Consider the following 15,760-nt stretch of genomic DNA (forward strand, 5'->3'; position numbering starts at 1 on the left):
GTACATCATACAAAAGGGAAGAGGGAAAATGATGACAAAGAAAAAATGGGTCTCGATGTTTGTTGTTTCAGGCGTACTAATTTCAACCTTATTGGCAGGCTGTTCAAGCGATTCGAAGAGCTCTGGCTCAGCTACAAATGTGCCAACAGGGAAAGATCCGGTGGAGATCAGCTTCTTGACTTACGATGGAACGAAGAACAAAGACGGGAAATATTTGAGGCAGCTACAGGTCGATGCCTTTAATGAAGCCAACCCGGACATTAAGGTCAAGCTGGATCTGCAATCAGAGAACGATTCCGTCGAGTTTCTGAAGAAACTAGACCTGATGTCGCTATCAGGAGCGAAGTACGACGTTACTGCCCTCCCATCCTATAAGGATTATGCAGAACGGGCATTAAAGGATTTATTTGCTCCGGTTGACGAGTATATTCAAGCAGAAGGCAAATCATTTGAGGATGTGTATCAATTCACTGCGGATGTGAATGGCGTGAACTACGGCCTTCCTTACAATTCTTCGATTTATTACGTCATTCTGAACAAGAAAATGCTCGATGAGGCCGGACTGCCTGTCCCTCCACTGGATTGGACTTGGGATGATTACAGCACTTATGCCAAAGCACTAACTAAAGGTGATGGTCCAAACAAGGTTTACGGCTCCTACATGCATACTTGGGCTGAATACCGTAGAGAAGCATTGTTCGCAACGAAGCTGGACAACCCTTATGTGAAGGACGACGGGTCTTCCAACCTAGCTGATCCGGTCTTCAAGGAGTGGCTGCAATTCATCCGTGATATGGAGCAAGTAGATGGCAGCCAAATCACTTATGCTGATGCGAAGTCTACGAATATGGCTTACCGCGATGTATTTTTTAATGGCAAAGCAGCAATGGTCTTCACCGGATCATGGATTGCAGCCGATATCATCAACACTGAGAAATTCCCGCATGATTTCACTACCGTATTTGCTATGATGCCAAGATGGAAAGACAGCCCAGAAGGCAGAACATCAGGCTCAAGCACCTATAATGCCATTAATAAATCTTCTGCGAACAAAGAAGCTGCTTATAAGTTTATGAAATTCATTTCCGGCGATGGCGCTAATATTGTAAATGAATTCTCGACGATGATCGGAGCGGACAACACAGCAACGGTCAAAGCGATTGCCGCGGGTAATGAAGCCTTAATCGACACGGACTCTATGCTAAATGTATGGAATCATCCGAAGCTTGCTCCCAATCCAATTACTAAATTCCCTGAATCCTTTGCCGTTCTAGAGGATATTTACAACGTAGAAACAGAGAAATATATGGTAGGCGGTCAGGATCTGGATACAACGATCGATAAGCTAGTTAAACAGGCGGAAGCGGCACTTACCAAATAGGTATTTTTAATTTCAAAATTAACGGGCAACTGGGTTACTACTCCAGTTGCCCGTTTTTATTTGGGAAATGCTACAGCGCTTCCAGCGCTTCATTTAAGACAATTAATGTGACGTAGAGTAATGGCTTGCGAGTAGGGCCATATCTTTGCTCCCCAAAATGGACGCATCATAGTTCTCATGAACTAGATAAATCATTGCCTGTCCAAGCTCTTTCAATGTAACCACATGCTTGGGCAATGTCCGGCGCAGAACAGGATACATCCAGCTTAAAGCGGCGTAATAACGATGAGTATTCGTCAAGCCCTTTGTCGGGTGGATGTAGCCCGGCCGGAACATATAAGCTTTACGGAATGGCAGCTGAAGAAGATGATTTTCCGTTTTCCCTTTCACGCGAGCCCACATGCTTTTTCCATTTTCGCTTTGATCAGTCCCTTCACCTGTCACGTAACAGAACACCATGCCCACATTCCACTTGGATAGCAGTTTGGCCACATACGTCGTTAAATCAAAAGTAACTCTAGTATATTCTGCTTCGTTCATACCGACAGACGACACGCCTAAACAGAAAAAACAAGCGTCATACCCTTTTAGCTGTTCTTCAAATGCTGACAAATCGAAAAGGTCAGCATGTACAATCTCCGTTAATTTGGGATGCTTCATACCGACCGGCTTGCGGCTAAGGGATAAAATTCCCTCTACATTTGGGTCTGCTAAGCACTCATGCAGCACCCCTTCTCCAACCATGCCTGTAGCGCCAGTAATAATCACTTTTATTTTCCTAGCTGTTGTTTGCTTTTCATCACTCATCAGAAATCCCTACTCTCTTTGTATTTTTCTCTTTGATAATCGTTCGTTCGTTTAATAATTAACGTAAAAGTAGGACGCCATTCCTTAGCTTCTTATGGCGTCCCAACTCATGCTGATCATATGTTCTAAACTCGCTTCATTCGCTTCAAACTGTCCTTTAAAATGAGCTCTCGCCAGCTGTGTCACCGGGAAGTAGCAATACGTAAGCAAGACAACGGAATCCACCTGCTTAAGCTCTCCCCTTTGTTTGCCCCTTTCAAATAATTGATGCAAAGGAATAAACATGGACGATGTATCTTCAAGGCACAGTTTCTCCATCAATGGCGAGGCCGAAAACTGTTCTAGAAATAAGAAATAATCTTTATTTTCTAGAATAAAGGTACATGAATTTCTCATGTACCTCTCGCACACTTCCTGCGTAGTTAAAGATTCATGAAGTCCCTCCAGCACATGCTGACTCATTTTTTCTTTGACTTTCACATAAAGCTTCCCGAACATATCCTCCTTGTTCTCAAAATAAACGTAAATCGTTGCCGAGGAGACGTTTGCTCGTTTAGCAATCTTGGACATGGATATATCCGAAAATCCAATTTCATTTAACAATTGAATGGTAGCTTCAAAAATCGCTTCATTTTTATTTTCATCTTTATGTCTCATGACCTTATGTTAAATGAACATTTAATTAAAATCAATGTCTATTCCTCATGACCATCCGGTCTTAATAAAAACAGGAATGATCACGAAGAGCATTAGCGATCGCTCTGCGGAATCATTCCTGTTCTATAAGATGTAGCTCTTAGGAGCCTCGCTCTACTTACAACGGCAGATCCTTGTCTTCTCTTGCTTGCAGTTTGTCATGCTCCAGCTTTTCAATCCATCCGCCGACCCGAATGAATACAAAAGCCGTAACGATTGTGAATAAAACAATGCCATAAAAACCTGCTCCGATTCCAATGCCGACGCCTCCGGCAAATAAAATCATAGCTGCTGAGGTTAATCCTTTAACCTCGAAGCCGGTTTTCATAATGAGACCCGCACCGAGAAAACCTAAGCCTGAAACAATTTGCGCAGCCAAACGCATAGGGTCCATCATAGTCCGATCATTCATATGACCATATACTTCTACACTTTCTATCGAAACGATGGTAATTAGTGCAGACGCAACCGTAACGAAGGTGTAGGTTTTTACCCCTGCCGGTTTGTTCTTATGGGTTCTATCAAATCCGATGAGCAGCCCTAAGAAGGCGCTGATGAAAATACGGAAATAGATTTCATATTCCGAGAAAAAATGAGAAAAAAATGTGATTATAGGTTCCATGGCAAGCCTCTCTTATTTCATGAATCTTTGCTTCCTTGTTCATATGGATGAACATGAGCTTCTCTCAATAATTTTACTGTTTACAATCCATTGATCCTGATACTCACCGTCAAGGACAGCAAGCTTGTGCATAAGCAGCCTGACGGATTGTACGCCAAGCTCCGATGGCTGGAGATCCATGCCTGTCAGCGATGGCGTAATCTGATGCATCATCGACAAGTCTCCGCAGATAACGAACAACGAAATATCTTCTGGGACACTATAGCCCAAATCCTTGATGGCATTCATCGCACTGAATGCCGTTCGGTCATCATCCGCGATGATCGCCGTTACCTTTTCTTTCAGCGTGCCCAAAATATGAACCGTTTCATTATAGCCATATTTCATATATTCGTCGGAATGGATATACGGCTTATAATGAATCATATGCGGCTGAAGCTCAATCTGATGCTCCTTTAATGATTTTTTGAACGCTTCTGTTCGTTCAATGGAGACGGTCATCTGTTGTCCTGCATTTAGAAACATCATGTTGCGGTGGCCAAGGCCGATTAAATAAGTGCAGATATCTTGAATAATTTGGTCATTGTCATTATTGACGGTAGAGGAGTCAGGAATGCCTTCATTAATAATTTTGCCAACCGTAACAAATGGAATTTGATTCTGGTGCAGCAAATGGATGCGCCCATCCTCTTCCGTAGGCCCGAGCACGATCGCCCCGTCAATCGGGTAGCTTGCAAGCGACGGCGTTTTCACTTCCTCAACAGCAATCATGTCTAGCAATACCCGATATCCGTAGGTGGAAGCTTCCAGAACGACGCCATTGATAAATTGGTTGTGAAAAGCGCTGAAGAAAAAATTTCCATGCGGAATCGTAAGTCCAATAGCCATTGTTTTCTTGGTGACCAAGCTTCTCGCGATATGGTTAGGAACATAATTGAGTTCTCTGGATACACGAAGCACTCTTTCCGTCACCTTTTTGCTTGTGGGCCTCTTCTGACTAAATACATTGGATACCGTACCTTTGGAGACGCCCGCTAGACGGGCGACGTCATCGATTTTTGCCATTTTTGCAGTAACATCCTCTCAAAGCTAGTTCAAGGCAATTCACGATTAAGAACCTCTACCAAATCTATTAATTCAAGGGGAGTATTAATCGTATAATCGGGAATTTCCAAATCGTCCGCAGGCGATTTCGGGTATCTTGACGTCCAGCTAAGGAACACACTCGTCATGCCAAGCTGATTAGCTCCCCTTACATCACGGCTTAAATTGTTGCCAACCATAATGATGCGGGAATAATCCTCCTCGCTAAGATCCATCGCACCAACTGCCGCCTTGAACATCCGTGGACTCGGCTTGGAGGCTTTCACGGGCTCGGAGTAGATCAACGTCTCGAAGTAATCATACAATCCGTTCTGCGTGAGCAAGTTTTTGAACGATTGTGCTGTTCCGTCGGCGACGATAGCCAACCGGTATCCCCGCTCGGCAAGCGCCTTGACCATAATATCCGCGCCTGGAATGACTTTACCCTGGATGACCGTTCCTTCTTCGTCCCGGATCTCGGTACCCTCATCAATGATGGTGTCGCCACAATCCAAAAAGACAATCAATTTCTTTTCCACAGCCTCAGTTTGTATTTGCTGCATCATTTTGGACACCCCTTAAATGTAGTTCTTCCGCAAAATGACAAGCCGTAAAATGATTATAACCTACTTCACGAAGCTCTGGAACTTGTTGGACGCATTTATCCATGCGATATGCGCATCTCGGGTGGAAATGGCAGCCGCTAGGCGGATTAGCAGGATTCGGCACTTCCCCTTCGAGTATGATTCGATCCTTCTTCATCTCTGGGTCCGGCTGCGGAACTGCGGACATTAGTGCCTCCGTATACGGATGCTTAGGCTGACTGAACAAGGAATCCGTTGAGGCTAGCTCTACGATTCTACCTAAATGCATGACGGCTACGCGATCTGATATATTTTGTACAATCGAGAGATCGTGCGAGATAAAGATATACGTGATTTGATATTGCTCCTGTAAATCCTTGAGTAAATTTATGATTTGCGCTTGAATCGATACGTCGAGTGCGGAAACCGCTTCATCGCAGACAATAAGACGAGGCTGCGTGATAAGCGCCCTTGCGATAGCGATCCGCTGTCTTTGTCCGCCAGAGAAGGCATGTGGATATCGTCTAAGATAACTGACATTAAGGCCCGTCTTCTCCGCAATTTCAGTAACTTTTTCTTCGATTTCCGATTTTTTTAGATTGAAATTAGCGATCAGCGGCTCTGAAATAATATCAAACACGCTCATCCTCGGACTAAGCGATGAATAAGGATCTTGGAAAATCATTTGAATATCTTTGCGATATTGCTTCGATTTTTTTCCCTTTAGCTTAAGGAACTCGATTTTCTGCCCGTCTTCCGTATGATAGATCACATTACCGGAGGAAGCGTTCATGCCCCTTACAATACATCGGCCTAATGTCGTTTTACCGCACCCCGATTCTCCAACGATACTTAACGTTTCGCCTTCGATAAGCTCGAATGAAATATCGTTAAGCACGCGGACTGGAGCAGGCTTGCGGAATAACGCCGTTTTGGATTTCACTTGAAAATCCTTATTCATATTCATCACATCAAGGATTGGCTTTGTCATTGGGATTCTCCTTCACGCTGCTCTGAATAAAGAAAACATCTGACGGAATGCTGGTCGGAAATTCGGGTTTTGGGCACTGCCTGCGTATTGCAGACGCCTTCGATCCGATCCTTGCAGCGCTCGTAAAACCCGCACATTGGAGGCATATTGATCGGCATTGGAACCGAGCCTTCGATTGAATCCAGCCGTTTGCTCTTATCGCCGCCCAATCTTGGCATCGATTTCAGCAAGCCTTTTGTATAGGGGTGCTTCGGATTATAAAAGATTTCTTTCACGGGAGCCTGCTCCACAATTTTCCCCAAATACATAACGGCTACCTCATCGCACATTTGAGCAATAATGCCCAGATCATGGGTAACCAGCAAAATGGCCATGCCTAGCTCCGCTTGCAAACTTCTCATCAGTTCCAGCACCTGCGCTTGGATCGTTACGTCTAGCGCGGTAGTCGGCTCATCCGCTATCAATATTTCAGGATTGCAAGATAATGCCATCGAGATCATAGCACGCTGCCGCATTCCTCCCGAGAACTCATGGGGATACTGGTCAAACCTTTTCTCTTGATCCGATATGCCTACTTTCGCCAGCATTTCCAAAGCTATTTTTTTGGCTTCCTTTTTATTTTTGGTCCGATGGATCTGGATCGCTTCCATAATCTGATTCCCAATCGTATACATCGGAGAGAATGCTGTCATCGGCTCTTGAAAAATCATAGCGATCTTGCGACCGCGAATGGAACGGATCTGCTTGCCGGTCGGATTCAAGGAAAGCAAATCCATTTTTTTTAATGAAGCCTCGTTATCAGAACGATAGACAATGCTCCCTGACGTCTTGCATTCCTTCGGATTAATGCTAATAATCGCTCTGCTGGTCAAGCTTTTGCCACAGCCCGATTCTCCTACTAGTCCGAGCGTCTTCCCTTTATGAATTTCAAAATCGACACCGTCTACCGCTTTCATTTCCCCATTATCCATCTGAATTCGAATTTTAAGGTTCTGTACTGATAGCAAAGGCTGCTCCGATTGAGCTGCTTGCGTCGTCATGGTATCCCCTCGCTTGCCTTTATTTTAGAAAGCTATTTTTTGTATGGATCTGCAGCATCGCGTAATCCGTCACCAAGAAAATTGTAGGTTAGCACCGTTAAAATGACGATTCCAAGCGGAATCAGCTTCCATGGATATAGGGCTACATTCTCAATCTTCTGGGCCTCCTGCAGCAATACTCCCCAGCTAGTAGCCGGAGAACGAATGCCAAGACCGAGGAAGCTCATGGCTGTTTCGCCTAAAATCATGGCGGGAATAGCCAGCGTCGTCGCAACGACTAAGTAACTAATGAAGCCGGGCAACAGATGCTTCACGATAATCTTCGTATTGCCAACGCCAGCGATCTTAGCGGCAATGACATAATCTTCATTTTTCAATGCGATAAACTTCCCACGTACCACCCTCGCCAAATCGGTCCATCCAATAAAGGCAAATATAATGACGATGTATAGATACATGGTGACGACGGGTATTCGAGGCGGAATGGCAGCAGATAATGCCATCCAAAGCGGCAATGTTGGAAACGATCGGATAATTTCAATAATGCGCTGAATAATCGAATCGAGCCAGCCGCCGAAATAACCCGAGATCCCGCCGATAATCAAACCTAGCACGAAGCTGATTGCCACGCCCACTAGCGGTATGCTTAGCGAGATCTGGCTGCCAAGAATAATACGCGAAAATAAATCCCGACCCATGCCGTCGGTTCCCAGCAGGAAAATACGGCCTGGCTGCTCTACGCCTAGCAAATGGGTTGAGGTCGGGATGAAGCCCAGAAACTTGTATGGCTCCCCTTTTACAAAAAACTGGAGCGAGTAGCGCTTCTCCGTGTTCGACACGAATATTTTGCGCATTGTTTCCGGGTCGCGCGTCGATTGCAGCTCATATACGAACGGTTTGATATGAAATTTGCCGGCTGCATCTACAAAATGGAAGCCCATTGGAGGCGCATTCACATATTTGCTGTCGTAGCTCTGCAGCCCATAAGGCGCGATAAATTGGGCAAGTAGCGCAATAAGATAAAGAAAAGCAAGAATGAAGAGGCTAATCCGCGCAAGCTTATGCTTCTTGAATCTGAGATAGATCAGCCGCCATTGCGAGCTGTAGTTGGCATCCTTGGTTTTGACTGGCTGAAGGGCTTCCGTCTTTTGTCTTCTGAATACAGGCATTGTTCTCATCGGCTAATTACCCCTGAACTCTGTACGAATTTTTGGATCTAACCAAGCTAGCAAAATATCCGAAATCAAGGTACCTAGGACCGTTAGCAGCGCCATGAATAGCAGCCAGCTCCCAGCAAGGTACATGTCTTGCCCAAGCAAAGCGTTATACATAACCGGACCCTGCAAGGGTAAATTCAGAACAATCGCGGTAATGGTCGCACCAGTAAAGATCGAGGACAGCGACCACCCAAAAGTACTAACAATGGGATTCAGCGCCGCGCGTGTCGGGTATTTGAACAAAATTTTAAACTCCGACAACCCTTTCGCTCTGGCCGTAACGACATTAGGTTTATTAAGCTCATCGAGCATCTGGCCTCTCATTATCCGAATGAGATCCGCGGTGCTCGCAAGTCCAATTACAATAACGGGAATAACCATATGCTTCATAAGGTCAAGCACTTTGTCCATCGACCAAGGCGCATTGACGTATTCACTGGAAAACAGGCCAAGCAGCGGATCACCGAACCAGGTGTATGAGAGATACATTAATATAATGGCTAAAAGGAAGTTTGGCGTAGCCATGCCGATAAAACTTAATCCGGAGAAAAAATAATCGCCAGCGGTATACTGTTTGACAGCTGTATAAATCCCTATCGGGATCGCTACGACGTAATGAAACACCATCGTGACAAGCGACACGACCAAGGTCAGCCCCATGTATTGTTTAATGACGGCGGTGACCGGTTTGTTGTAATTAAAGGAAAACCCGAAATCGCCTTTGGTCACTATTTTTTTCATCCATACAAAATATTGTTCATAAATGGGCCGGTCCAGCCCTAAGTTCGCCCGCATTTCATCCATTTCGACCGGAGTCATGACATCTCCAGCCGCAGACATTTTGGCTGAGTAGTTGGAAACATAATCGCCAGGAGGAAGCTGGATGATATAGAAAACGATAAAAGAGATAAACAATACAACGGGTATGACCAATAGGATTCGTTTTAATATATATTGAAGCATGTCATATCCTATCCTCTCCGTAACAATTTGACTCGTATTGGTGGGGCAATAACAGGGAATTTCGGTTCCCTGCTATTGCTTCTTAAGCTAAAAGCGACTATTGCTTAATGAAAAATTGCGATGGATGGCCTTGGCCAAGCGAACGGTATTCATCTGCCCATACTGCATCAGTCGGAATGTTGCGCACGTTATTTGAAGCGACAATCAGCACTGGAGTAGGCCCTGCATAACCGATAACCCATTGGTTTTTCTGATGGAGCTTAACAATTTCATTGCTCAATTGATTGATTTCATCTACACTTTTGCTTGCTTTGATCTTATCCCAGTATTCAAGGATCAGAGCTACGTCACCCTCTGGCTTAACGCCCTCTTTGCCACCCGAGGAGCTGTACAAGCCATAATGGCCGAACCAAGGTGTTATGACGCGAAGCGGAACAAGCGTATCCGGACGGAAAGCTACGTTCGCAACAGAGATATTCTCTGTTGTCATAGGTACCTGATTCGCATATTTCATATCAAAGTGCGTTCCTTGATCAACTACCTTGAGGTTTGTTTTCAGTCCCATGTCCTCATAATATTTTTTGAGCAGCTCTAGGAAAGCCGCAGAGTCCGTGCTTGATTCGATGACGGTTAGTGTCAAATCGGAACCATCTTCGTACGTACGGAAATTATTTTTATCCCGCTTGGTTAATCCGAGTTCATCTAAAATTTGGTTAGCGCGTTCTGGATTATAATCCGCCCATTGCTTCGACCAGCCCTCTTGATAGCCGATAACGCCTTCCGGAACGGAAGCTTGTACAGGCTCTGCCAGTCCGTTGGATACGATTTCGGATATTTCTACGCGGTTAACTCCGATCGACAGCGCCTCTCTAAAGCGAATATCTTGGAAGAGCTTGCGCAGCTTTGGATCTTCTGTCGTCTGATTTAACTGAATACCCGCGCTAGACCAGGCAGGCTGTGTCCAAGGAATAATCCGGTAGTCGCCTTTCTTCTCGTTTTCCTTCAAAACCGTAAATTCTTTGGAATCAAAGGTTAACAGGTTGTAATCGCCAGCCAGCGTACCAAGCGTCTTTTGACTTGGATCTTGGATTTTCGTTGCAACAATCCGGTCGATGTATGGAAGCTGTTTTCCTTCCGCATCCGTTTTCCAGAAGTACGGGTTCCGTTCCATAATGAACTGATCGCTGTTCGGATCGGTTTTCGCAACCCATGCCCGCAGAGTCGGAATTTGGGAGTGAAGCCAGAAATAGTAGCCTATTTCCACTAGGAATACCTTTGGATCCTCATAGCCCCACTGTTTTGTAATTTCCAGCGTTTTATCGTCACCTACAAACTCAGGTAGGATCGTTTTGTGAAAATGTGCGGGAGCGAAGAACCATTTGTTATCGATGGCGACACGCTCCAAAAACTGAACGCTCGGATACTTGTGGGTAACCGTAAATGTGTAAGCATCTACTTTTTTGACCTCAGCCAACGCTTTGTCGCCCGTAACCGGATCAATGGAGTAGTAGGCATCATAGATCTTCTTGCCGAATGTCTCTTTCGTCAGCATGTGCTCCCAATAAAATAGAACATCATCTGCCGTAAACGGAACGCCGTCCGACCATTTCATCCCTTCTCTCAAGTGGATGGTGAACACTGTGGAATCTGCATTCACTTCATAGCTCTTGGCTACATTCGGCTCCACTTTATCGCCCGTTTTGTTAAAACGGAAGAGAGCCTCTTCGGTAGGCTGGCCAACCCCCCATTTGTCGCCAGGACCTGACCATGGCATTTTCCAATCTCCGCCGTATTGCCCAATTTCATCGACAACCTCTTCAATCTTGACATCCGCCTGAACCGGAAGACGCTCTTCGAGCGGCGGCAGCGTGCCGGCAGTGACAAGCTTGGCAAGCATGGGAGCTTCTTTGGCGTCGGTAGGAGTGACCGGAGCTTCCTCCACCTTTGTTGATGGTTTGGGACTGTCTTTCACTTGCGCAGGGCCTGCATTATTGGTGCAAGCTACTAAAACGACGGACAAAATCACGAGCAGCATAAAGATAAATCGGTTTCTTTTCAAATGAACCCCTCCAAATTTAATTTTCCCGTTTGCTTGTTGCTTGTGATGCAATAAAAAAGAATGCACCTCCTCGATTATTATTAAACCGGTTTAATTTTTAGGTTTACAATCCGTACTTATGTATTAAAAATCTCATGTTTGTTAAACCGGTTTAATTAAATCGGTTTTTGTAAGCGCTTAATGTAAACGCTTTATTTGTATAATACATGGCTTCCTTATCTGACGCAAGAACATTTGACAAAGATGGAAAAATTTTTTGAGAATGATATCCGGTTTCTTTTTCTGGCTGCTGGCTCCTATCTCGATGGCTCACATCCTCTCTCTTTTATTTCTAAGCACCACTAGCTTTATTAATATAATTGCGAATTGTAAGAGCAGTGCTGGGCTTTTATATGCTTATGGTAAAAATAGTTAAATAGTCTTACTTCTTGACTATACGCTCCTTTTTCCCTATATTCACCATTTCTTCGTGGGATAAAGGAAATCAATTTTCGTTTGTATTATTTTCAAATCGCTATATAATAGGGGTGAAGCGCATAACCCGCTATGGGATGCTTAATGAGAAAACATGAATCGACTATTTTCTAGGAGGCTATCCTTTATGTCTTTGTCCGATAATCATATTGATTTGGAAATGGTAAGACGCTATTCCCCTATTTTGTACATGGACAGGCTCGAACCGTTTCAACCTATTCGTGTAGGCGTAACTGTATTCGAATCCGATGCGCCATCACCGTCATTCAATCGCAAAATCCGGTTCGATCCCGCAAAAATAAAAACGGTGATTGAATACGCTATTTATTGGGACTATGATATCCAGCATATTTATGATTTGGAGCATGTTTGGATCTATGTTGATCATGAAGGCAGCATTGCCTCCTGCGAGGTCAGCTTCCATGGCCGCTACTTCCTCGGCTTGCTGCGTGATCGCAGTAATATATCGGATCAGGATCAGCGCGTCAAGCTGTTCGTCCAGCCGGGAAAACACGCGATGTCACCGCTCGAAGAAGTCTTTCATCTGCTGCCCAACGTTTCATCATGCTGCCTAGAAGAGGCCGGAAATGAAGGGCTGCTAGAGCCAGATTTGTTCAGGGGGGAATACAAGCACGGAGAAGAGATTGACAAGCTATCCGAGGAGCATCTGCGCACGTTCTGCTTCCAGCCGTCATTCGACTATTCACCTCATAACTGGGCTTCTGACGTCTTCGTCACTTGGAATGAGCTGCGTATGGAAATCCCGGTTCGCATGAATTCGCTGCTTGCTTCATTGAGATAAATCGATTTTTCTCAAAAGAGACAGTCACGCCTTGCATAAGAACTCCAGCCGTGACTGGATTCAGCAGCTTACTTGATATAGGATTTCAATTGCAGCCATAACCTGAATTTTCCATCCTCGCCATACCATATCGGAAAATTGGTGCCCCAGATGTTGTTATGCAAGTTAAATTGCCATCCGTGCTCCAGAGAAGCGAACGTGTTGTCAAACTGTAGAAGCCTCTTTTGTCCTGGTGCTGCCAATGCCGAATCAAGGCTTTGAATGACGGCTAACCCGTCTGCCCCCTCATAAGAGACCCCCCGTAACCAAGTGCATGGAGATTCCTGTTTCCATCCTTCACCACGCGAAGCGGTGATACGGCCTGTCCAAGCTTATCCATCATCCAGAGATTGGGATTGTTGACTTTCAAACCGCAACCAAACCAGCTTGCTTCAGGCAGTCGGTTAGCTTCTTTCCCAAACCATTGCAAAGTTATATCAATCCAGCCGAGTTGTTGAAATGTATATTCAATTTTCAATTTTCAATTTCTTAAGCGCCCCATAGCGCTCATGCACTTGCGCTTGCATGCGAAGCCGAATTAAATAGATATCGGATTCCGCTCTCCGATTTCTTATCATTTCAGTAGCGACAGGAAGGAAAAGCTGATAACTCGGCAATGGCCTTACAAATTCAAAGATAGGTTTATTAAAATCCGCATCCGCCCATGGATGCGTAATAGGCAGATTTTGCATATAGGACCTAAAATATCGGTCATAATCCTCTTTCCCAAAAGTCTCATACGCATATAAGCCAAAGGGATGCTCTTTCTCCACCCAGCGCTTACCGTTGCGATCCTCCAGATGCATTAAAGCTCCGTTCGTATGAAAAGCAAACTGAAAATCCCCGCTCCGGTAAACTTCATTTGGACTGAAGGACTCGTATGCCCCCCCCCCATCCGTCTTGGCTGGAATTAACCATTGCAGAGCCTGTTCTGCCTGTGCTTGTTTCTCCCTTACAAGACTACACACCGCCTGCTTCACATATTGCAGTTGCTCCTCCCAGGATCTTTCGAGCATGGAATACGTGCGGCGTGTTTGCTCCGCTGTAAATAAATTACTGGAGTGCTTATCAAACTCATTCATGGCAAATGCCCCGATATAGCTAAATTTGGCAGGCAGGTCATCCAGATCGATATCATCCTTTATGCGAGCTTTATGAAAAGCCGTCTCGGCATAATTCCGGAAGTCTGGCAGCCATTTTTTCACATCTATTCCCCAGGTGTGCTCGGTAACAAGCTGCATGGCATCGCTCATCTCTTTGTATTTCGAGCTCTCCTCGCTCAGATTGCCATCTACCAGCCACTCCTCTCTCAAACGCATAAGCTCCCGAAGCTGGGCAAGCTTAAGCCGATCAGTGCTGGCACCGTGAATCCAGGTATCTCCAATTTCTTCACAGACGATCGGTAAACGCTCGCGAATGCCCACCAGCTTGTTAGCAAATGAATCAAGGGAAGACGCTGCCACTTCTGCATTTGGATAACGGTCCTGAATTTCGCGAAATTGCTCCCGGATTTCCTCTGCGCATGGTGGACCGCAGTTGTCCCCGGTATGCGCGAACACTAAAAGTTCATCTAATCCTTCCACCTCTACCGGTTCACCGAAATTCCCCGCGTAGTTCATGATGATTTCACCGCCATCCTCCGCTTGCCAGCGAAAGAGTCGCGGAACATCAAGGCGCTGCGATGAAGGATTAACGCCAAGATGCAAATATTGAATGCCTGCCGCATGCATACAGGGTACCATTGCCAGCGTATGGCCTGGCACATCGGTCATTTTCGCCGCGATGGTTTGTTTGCCAAACTCGATATCCAACTCATGGCTGATCGACAGCCCATAACGAAACAGCGCGGGGTCCATCAGCTCCGAATGCGTCGTAAACGGCAAGCCATGCCAGACGATGAACCCTTTTTGTATGGCTATCTCCATTGCTGTCCGCTTCGCACCTATGGCATCATCCAAATACTTGCGAATAAGCCATGATCCCGTTGTCTACACATACCTTTCCTTGCCGCCTTCTGCTTCCAACTGCTCGGACAACGCTATGGCTTTGGGTATATATTCATTCATATATTGCTGTATCACATGTTCCGCAAGGTGAGTGACGCCGATTCTGCTGTTCTAGCTCGAATTGTTTCTTTGTGACATTGCATATTTACTAGGTACAATTCCCTCTGCTTGTTTAAATAGCCTGCTGAATAAATGGATGCTGGAAAAACCAACTTCATCCGCGATTTCCGTTAAGGTTTGATTAGCTTGAATTATTCTTTTTTTAGCTTGCTCTATCCTGATATGGGTTACATATTTATGAATGGAGATGCCTAGCTGCGTCTTAAACAAGTAAGACAAATGATTCGTAGACACGCCAACATGGCTGCTAATAGCAGCATTATCCATTTCCAGTTCATGGTAACGTTCATTCACGTATTTCATTGCCTTTTCAATAAATATCCAGCCTTTTGTCATCTTTCCTTCTTCTTTTTTGTGATCGGTCTGACTAGTAAGAAACAAATACAATAATTCCAAACAAATGGATTTCAGCAGCAGACTGCTTCCATGCTTCCGGTCAGTGTAGGCATTATACATAGTTAGAAACCTTTTCTTTAAAATAATTTGATCGGAAAGCTGCAAATGGACTAACGGATATACCGATGCCAATCTCATTTCCTGAGTATCTTTATCTTCTGGCAGCATATTGGATACGCTTTCATGCCTTAAATTGCTTCGTTGCTCATCATAATAAAGATCAAAATGAAAAATATATTGGTTTAATGGTGCAGACGTTGTCGATTTTATAATATGGGACATATAGGGATGCATCAATAGGACATCGCCTTCTTTAACCAAATATTTAATCCCGCTTAAGAAAAACTCTGCTTCTCCTTGCTCAATGTAGGTATACACAAAATCATAATCCATCCATTCCCCGCTTAACGAGTGGGATTTCATGATCTTCGCAACCCTTACGAATGGCGATATGCCATTCAACCAAGGCTCATCCATTAG

14 protein-coding genes are annotated in these 15,760 nt (G+C 44.9%); 2 read left to right on the top strand and 12 right to left on the bottom strand.

Annotated elements, in window-relative coordinates; translation table 11 throughout:
- Positions 1-31 precede the first annotated feature (31 nt).
- Positions 32-1,381 (top strand): ABC transporter substrate-binding protein, encoded by a 1,350-nt coding sequence (locus E0496_RS09830; protein ID WP_161601356.1) that lies wholly within the window; start codon positions 32-34, stop codon positions 1,379-1,381.
- A 102-nt stretch (positions 1,382-1,483) separates the two neighbouring features.
- Here the strand turns inward: E0496_RS09830 and E0496_RS09835 are convergent, their stop codons facing one another.
- The 10 genes from E0496_RS09835 to E0496_RS09880 all read right to left on the bottom strand — a co-directional run bounded on the left by E0496_RS09835 (position 1,484) and on the right by E0496_RS09880 (position 11,443).
- Positions 1,484-2,188, bottom strand: a complete 705-nt coding sequence (locus E0496_RS09835; RefSeq protein WP_141501389.1) for an NAD-dependent epimerase/dehydratase family protein — start codon at positions 2,186-2,188, stop codon at positions 1,484-1,486.
- Positions 2,189-2,272: 84 nt separating this feature from the next.
- On the bottom strand, positions 2,273-2,845 hold the full coding sequence (locus E0496_RS09840) for a TetR/AcrR family transcriptional regulator (RefSeq protein WP_141501390.1): 573 nt from the start codon (positions 2,843-2,845) through the stop codon (positions 2,273-2,275).
- 157 nt (positions 2,846-3,002) lie between these two features.
- On the bottom strand, positions 3,003-3,506 hold the full coding sequence (locus E0496_RS09845) for an MgtC/SapB family protein (RefSeq protein WP_141501391.1): 504 nt from the start codon (positions 3,504-3,506) through the stop codon (positions 3,003-3,005).
- A gap of 39 nt (positions 3,507-3,545) precedes the next feature.
- A complete protein-coding gene (locus E0496_RS09850; RefSeq protein WP_141501392.1) occupies positions 3,546-4,571 on the bottom strand; it encodes a LacI family DNA-binding transcriptional regulator in 1,026 nt (341 codons plus the stop codon).
- A 29-nt stretch (positions 4,572-4,600) separates the two neighbouring features.
- On the bottom strand, positions 4,601-5,155 hold the full coding sequence (locus E0496_RS09855) for an HAD family hydrolase (protein ID WP_141501393.1): 555 nt from the start codon (positions 5,153-5,155) through the stop codon (positions 4,601-4,603).
- On the bottom strand, positions 5,133-6,164 hold the full coding sequence (locus tag E0496_RS09860) for an ABC transporter ATP-binding protein (RefSeq protein ID WP_141501394.1): 1,032 nt from the start codon (positions 6,162-6,164) through the stop codon (positions 5,133-5,135). Before E0496_RS09860 ends, E0496_RS09855 begins: the two co-directional genes overlap by 23 nt.
- The gene (locus E0496_RS09865; protein ID WP_141501395.1) at positions 6,161-7,204 is read right to left on the bottom strand and encodes an ABC transporter ATP-binding protein; all 1,044 of its coding nucleotides are present in this window, start codon (positions 7,202-7,204) and stop codon (positions 6,161-6,163) included. Before E0496_RS09865 ends, E0496_RS09860 begins: the two co-directional genes overlap by 4 nt.
- A 32-nt stretch (positions 7,205-7,236) precedes the next feature.
- The gene (locus E0496_RS09870) at positions 7,237-8,382 is read right to left on the bottom strand and encodes an ABC transporter permease (protein WP_141501396.1); all 1,146 of its coding nucleotides are present in this window, start codon (positions 8,380-8,382) and stop codon (positions 7,237-7,239) included.
- Positions 8,383-8,385: 3 nt separating this feature from the next.
- Positions 8,386-9,384 (bottom strand): ABC transporter permease, encoded by a 999-nt coding sequence (locus E0496_RS09875; protein WP_139999352.1) that lies wholly within the window; start codon positions 9,382-9,384, stop codon positions 8,386-8,388.
- 97 nt (positions 9,385-9,481) lie between these two features.
- Positions 9,482-11,443, bottom strand: a complete 1,962-nt coding sequence (locus E0496_RS09880) for an ABC transporter substrate-binding protein (RefSeq protein ID WP_141501397.1) — start codon at positions 11,441-11,443, stop codon at positions 9,482-9,484.
- A gap of 601 nt (positions 11,444-12,044) precedes the next feature.
- Here E0496_RS09880 and E0496_RS09885 point away from each other — a divergent pair.
- The gene (locus E0496_RS09885) at positions 12,045-12,719 is read left to right on the top strand and encodes a hypothetical protein (RefSeq protein WP_141501398.1); all 675 of its coding nucleotides are present in this window, start codon (positions 12,045-12,047) and stop codon (positions 12,717-12,719) included.
- A 506-nt stretch (positions 12,720-13,225) separates the two neighbouring features.
- On the opposite strand, the gene E0496_RS09895 is transcribed toward E0496_RS09885, so the two are convergent.
- Both E0496_RS09895 and E0496_RS09900 read right to left on the bottom strand, forming a co-directional pair.
- Positions 13,226-14,683: a DUF5054 domain-containing protein gene (locus E0496_RS09895; RefSeq protein WP_141501400.1), complete on the bottom strand. Its 1,458-nt coding sequence runs from the start codon at positions 14,681-14,683 to the stop codon at positions 13,226-13,228.
- Positions 14,684-14,875: 192 nt separating this feature from the next.
- Complete coding sequence (locus tag E0496_RS09900; protein ID WP_141501401.1) at positions 14,876-15,757, bottom strand: AraC family transcriptional regulator; 882 nt, start codon at positions 15,755-15,757, stop codon at positions 14,876-14,878.
- Positions 15,758-15,760: the final 3 nt, after the last annotated feature.

Source organism: Paenibacillus luteus, from assembly GCF_006542765.1.
GTDB lineage: Bacteria > Bacillota > Bacilli > Paenibacillales > Paenibacillaceae > Pristimantibacillus > Pristimantibacillus luteus.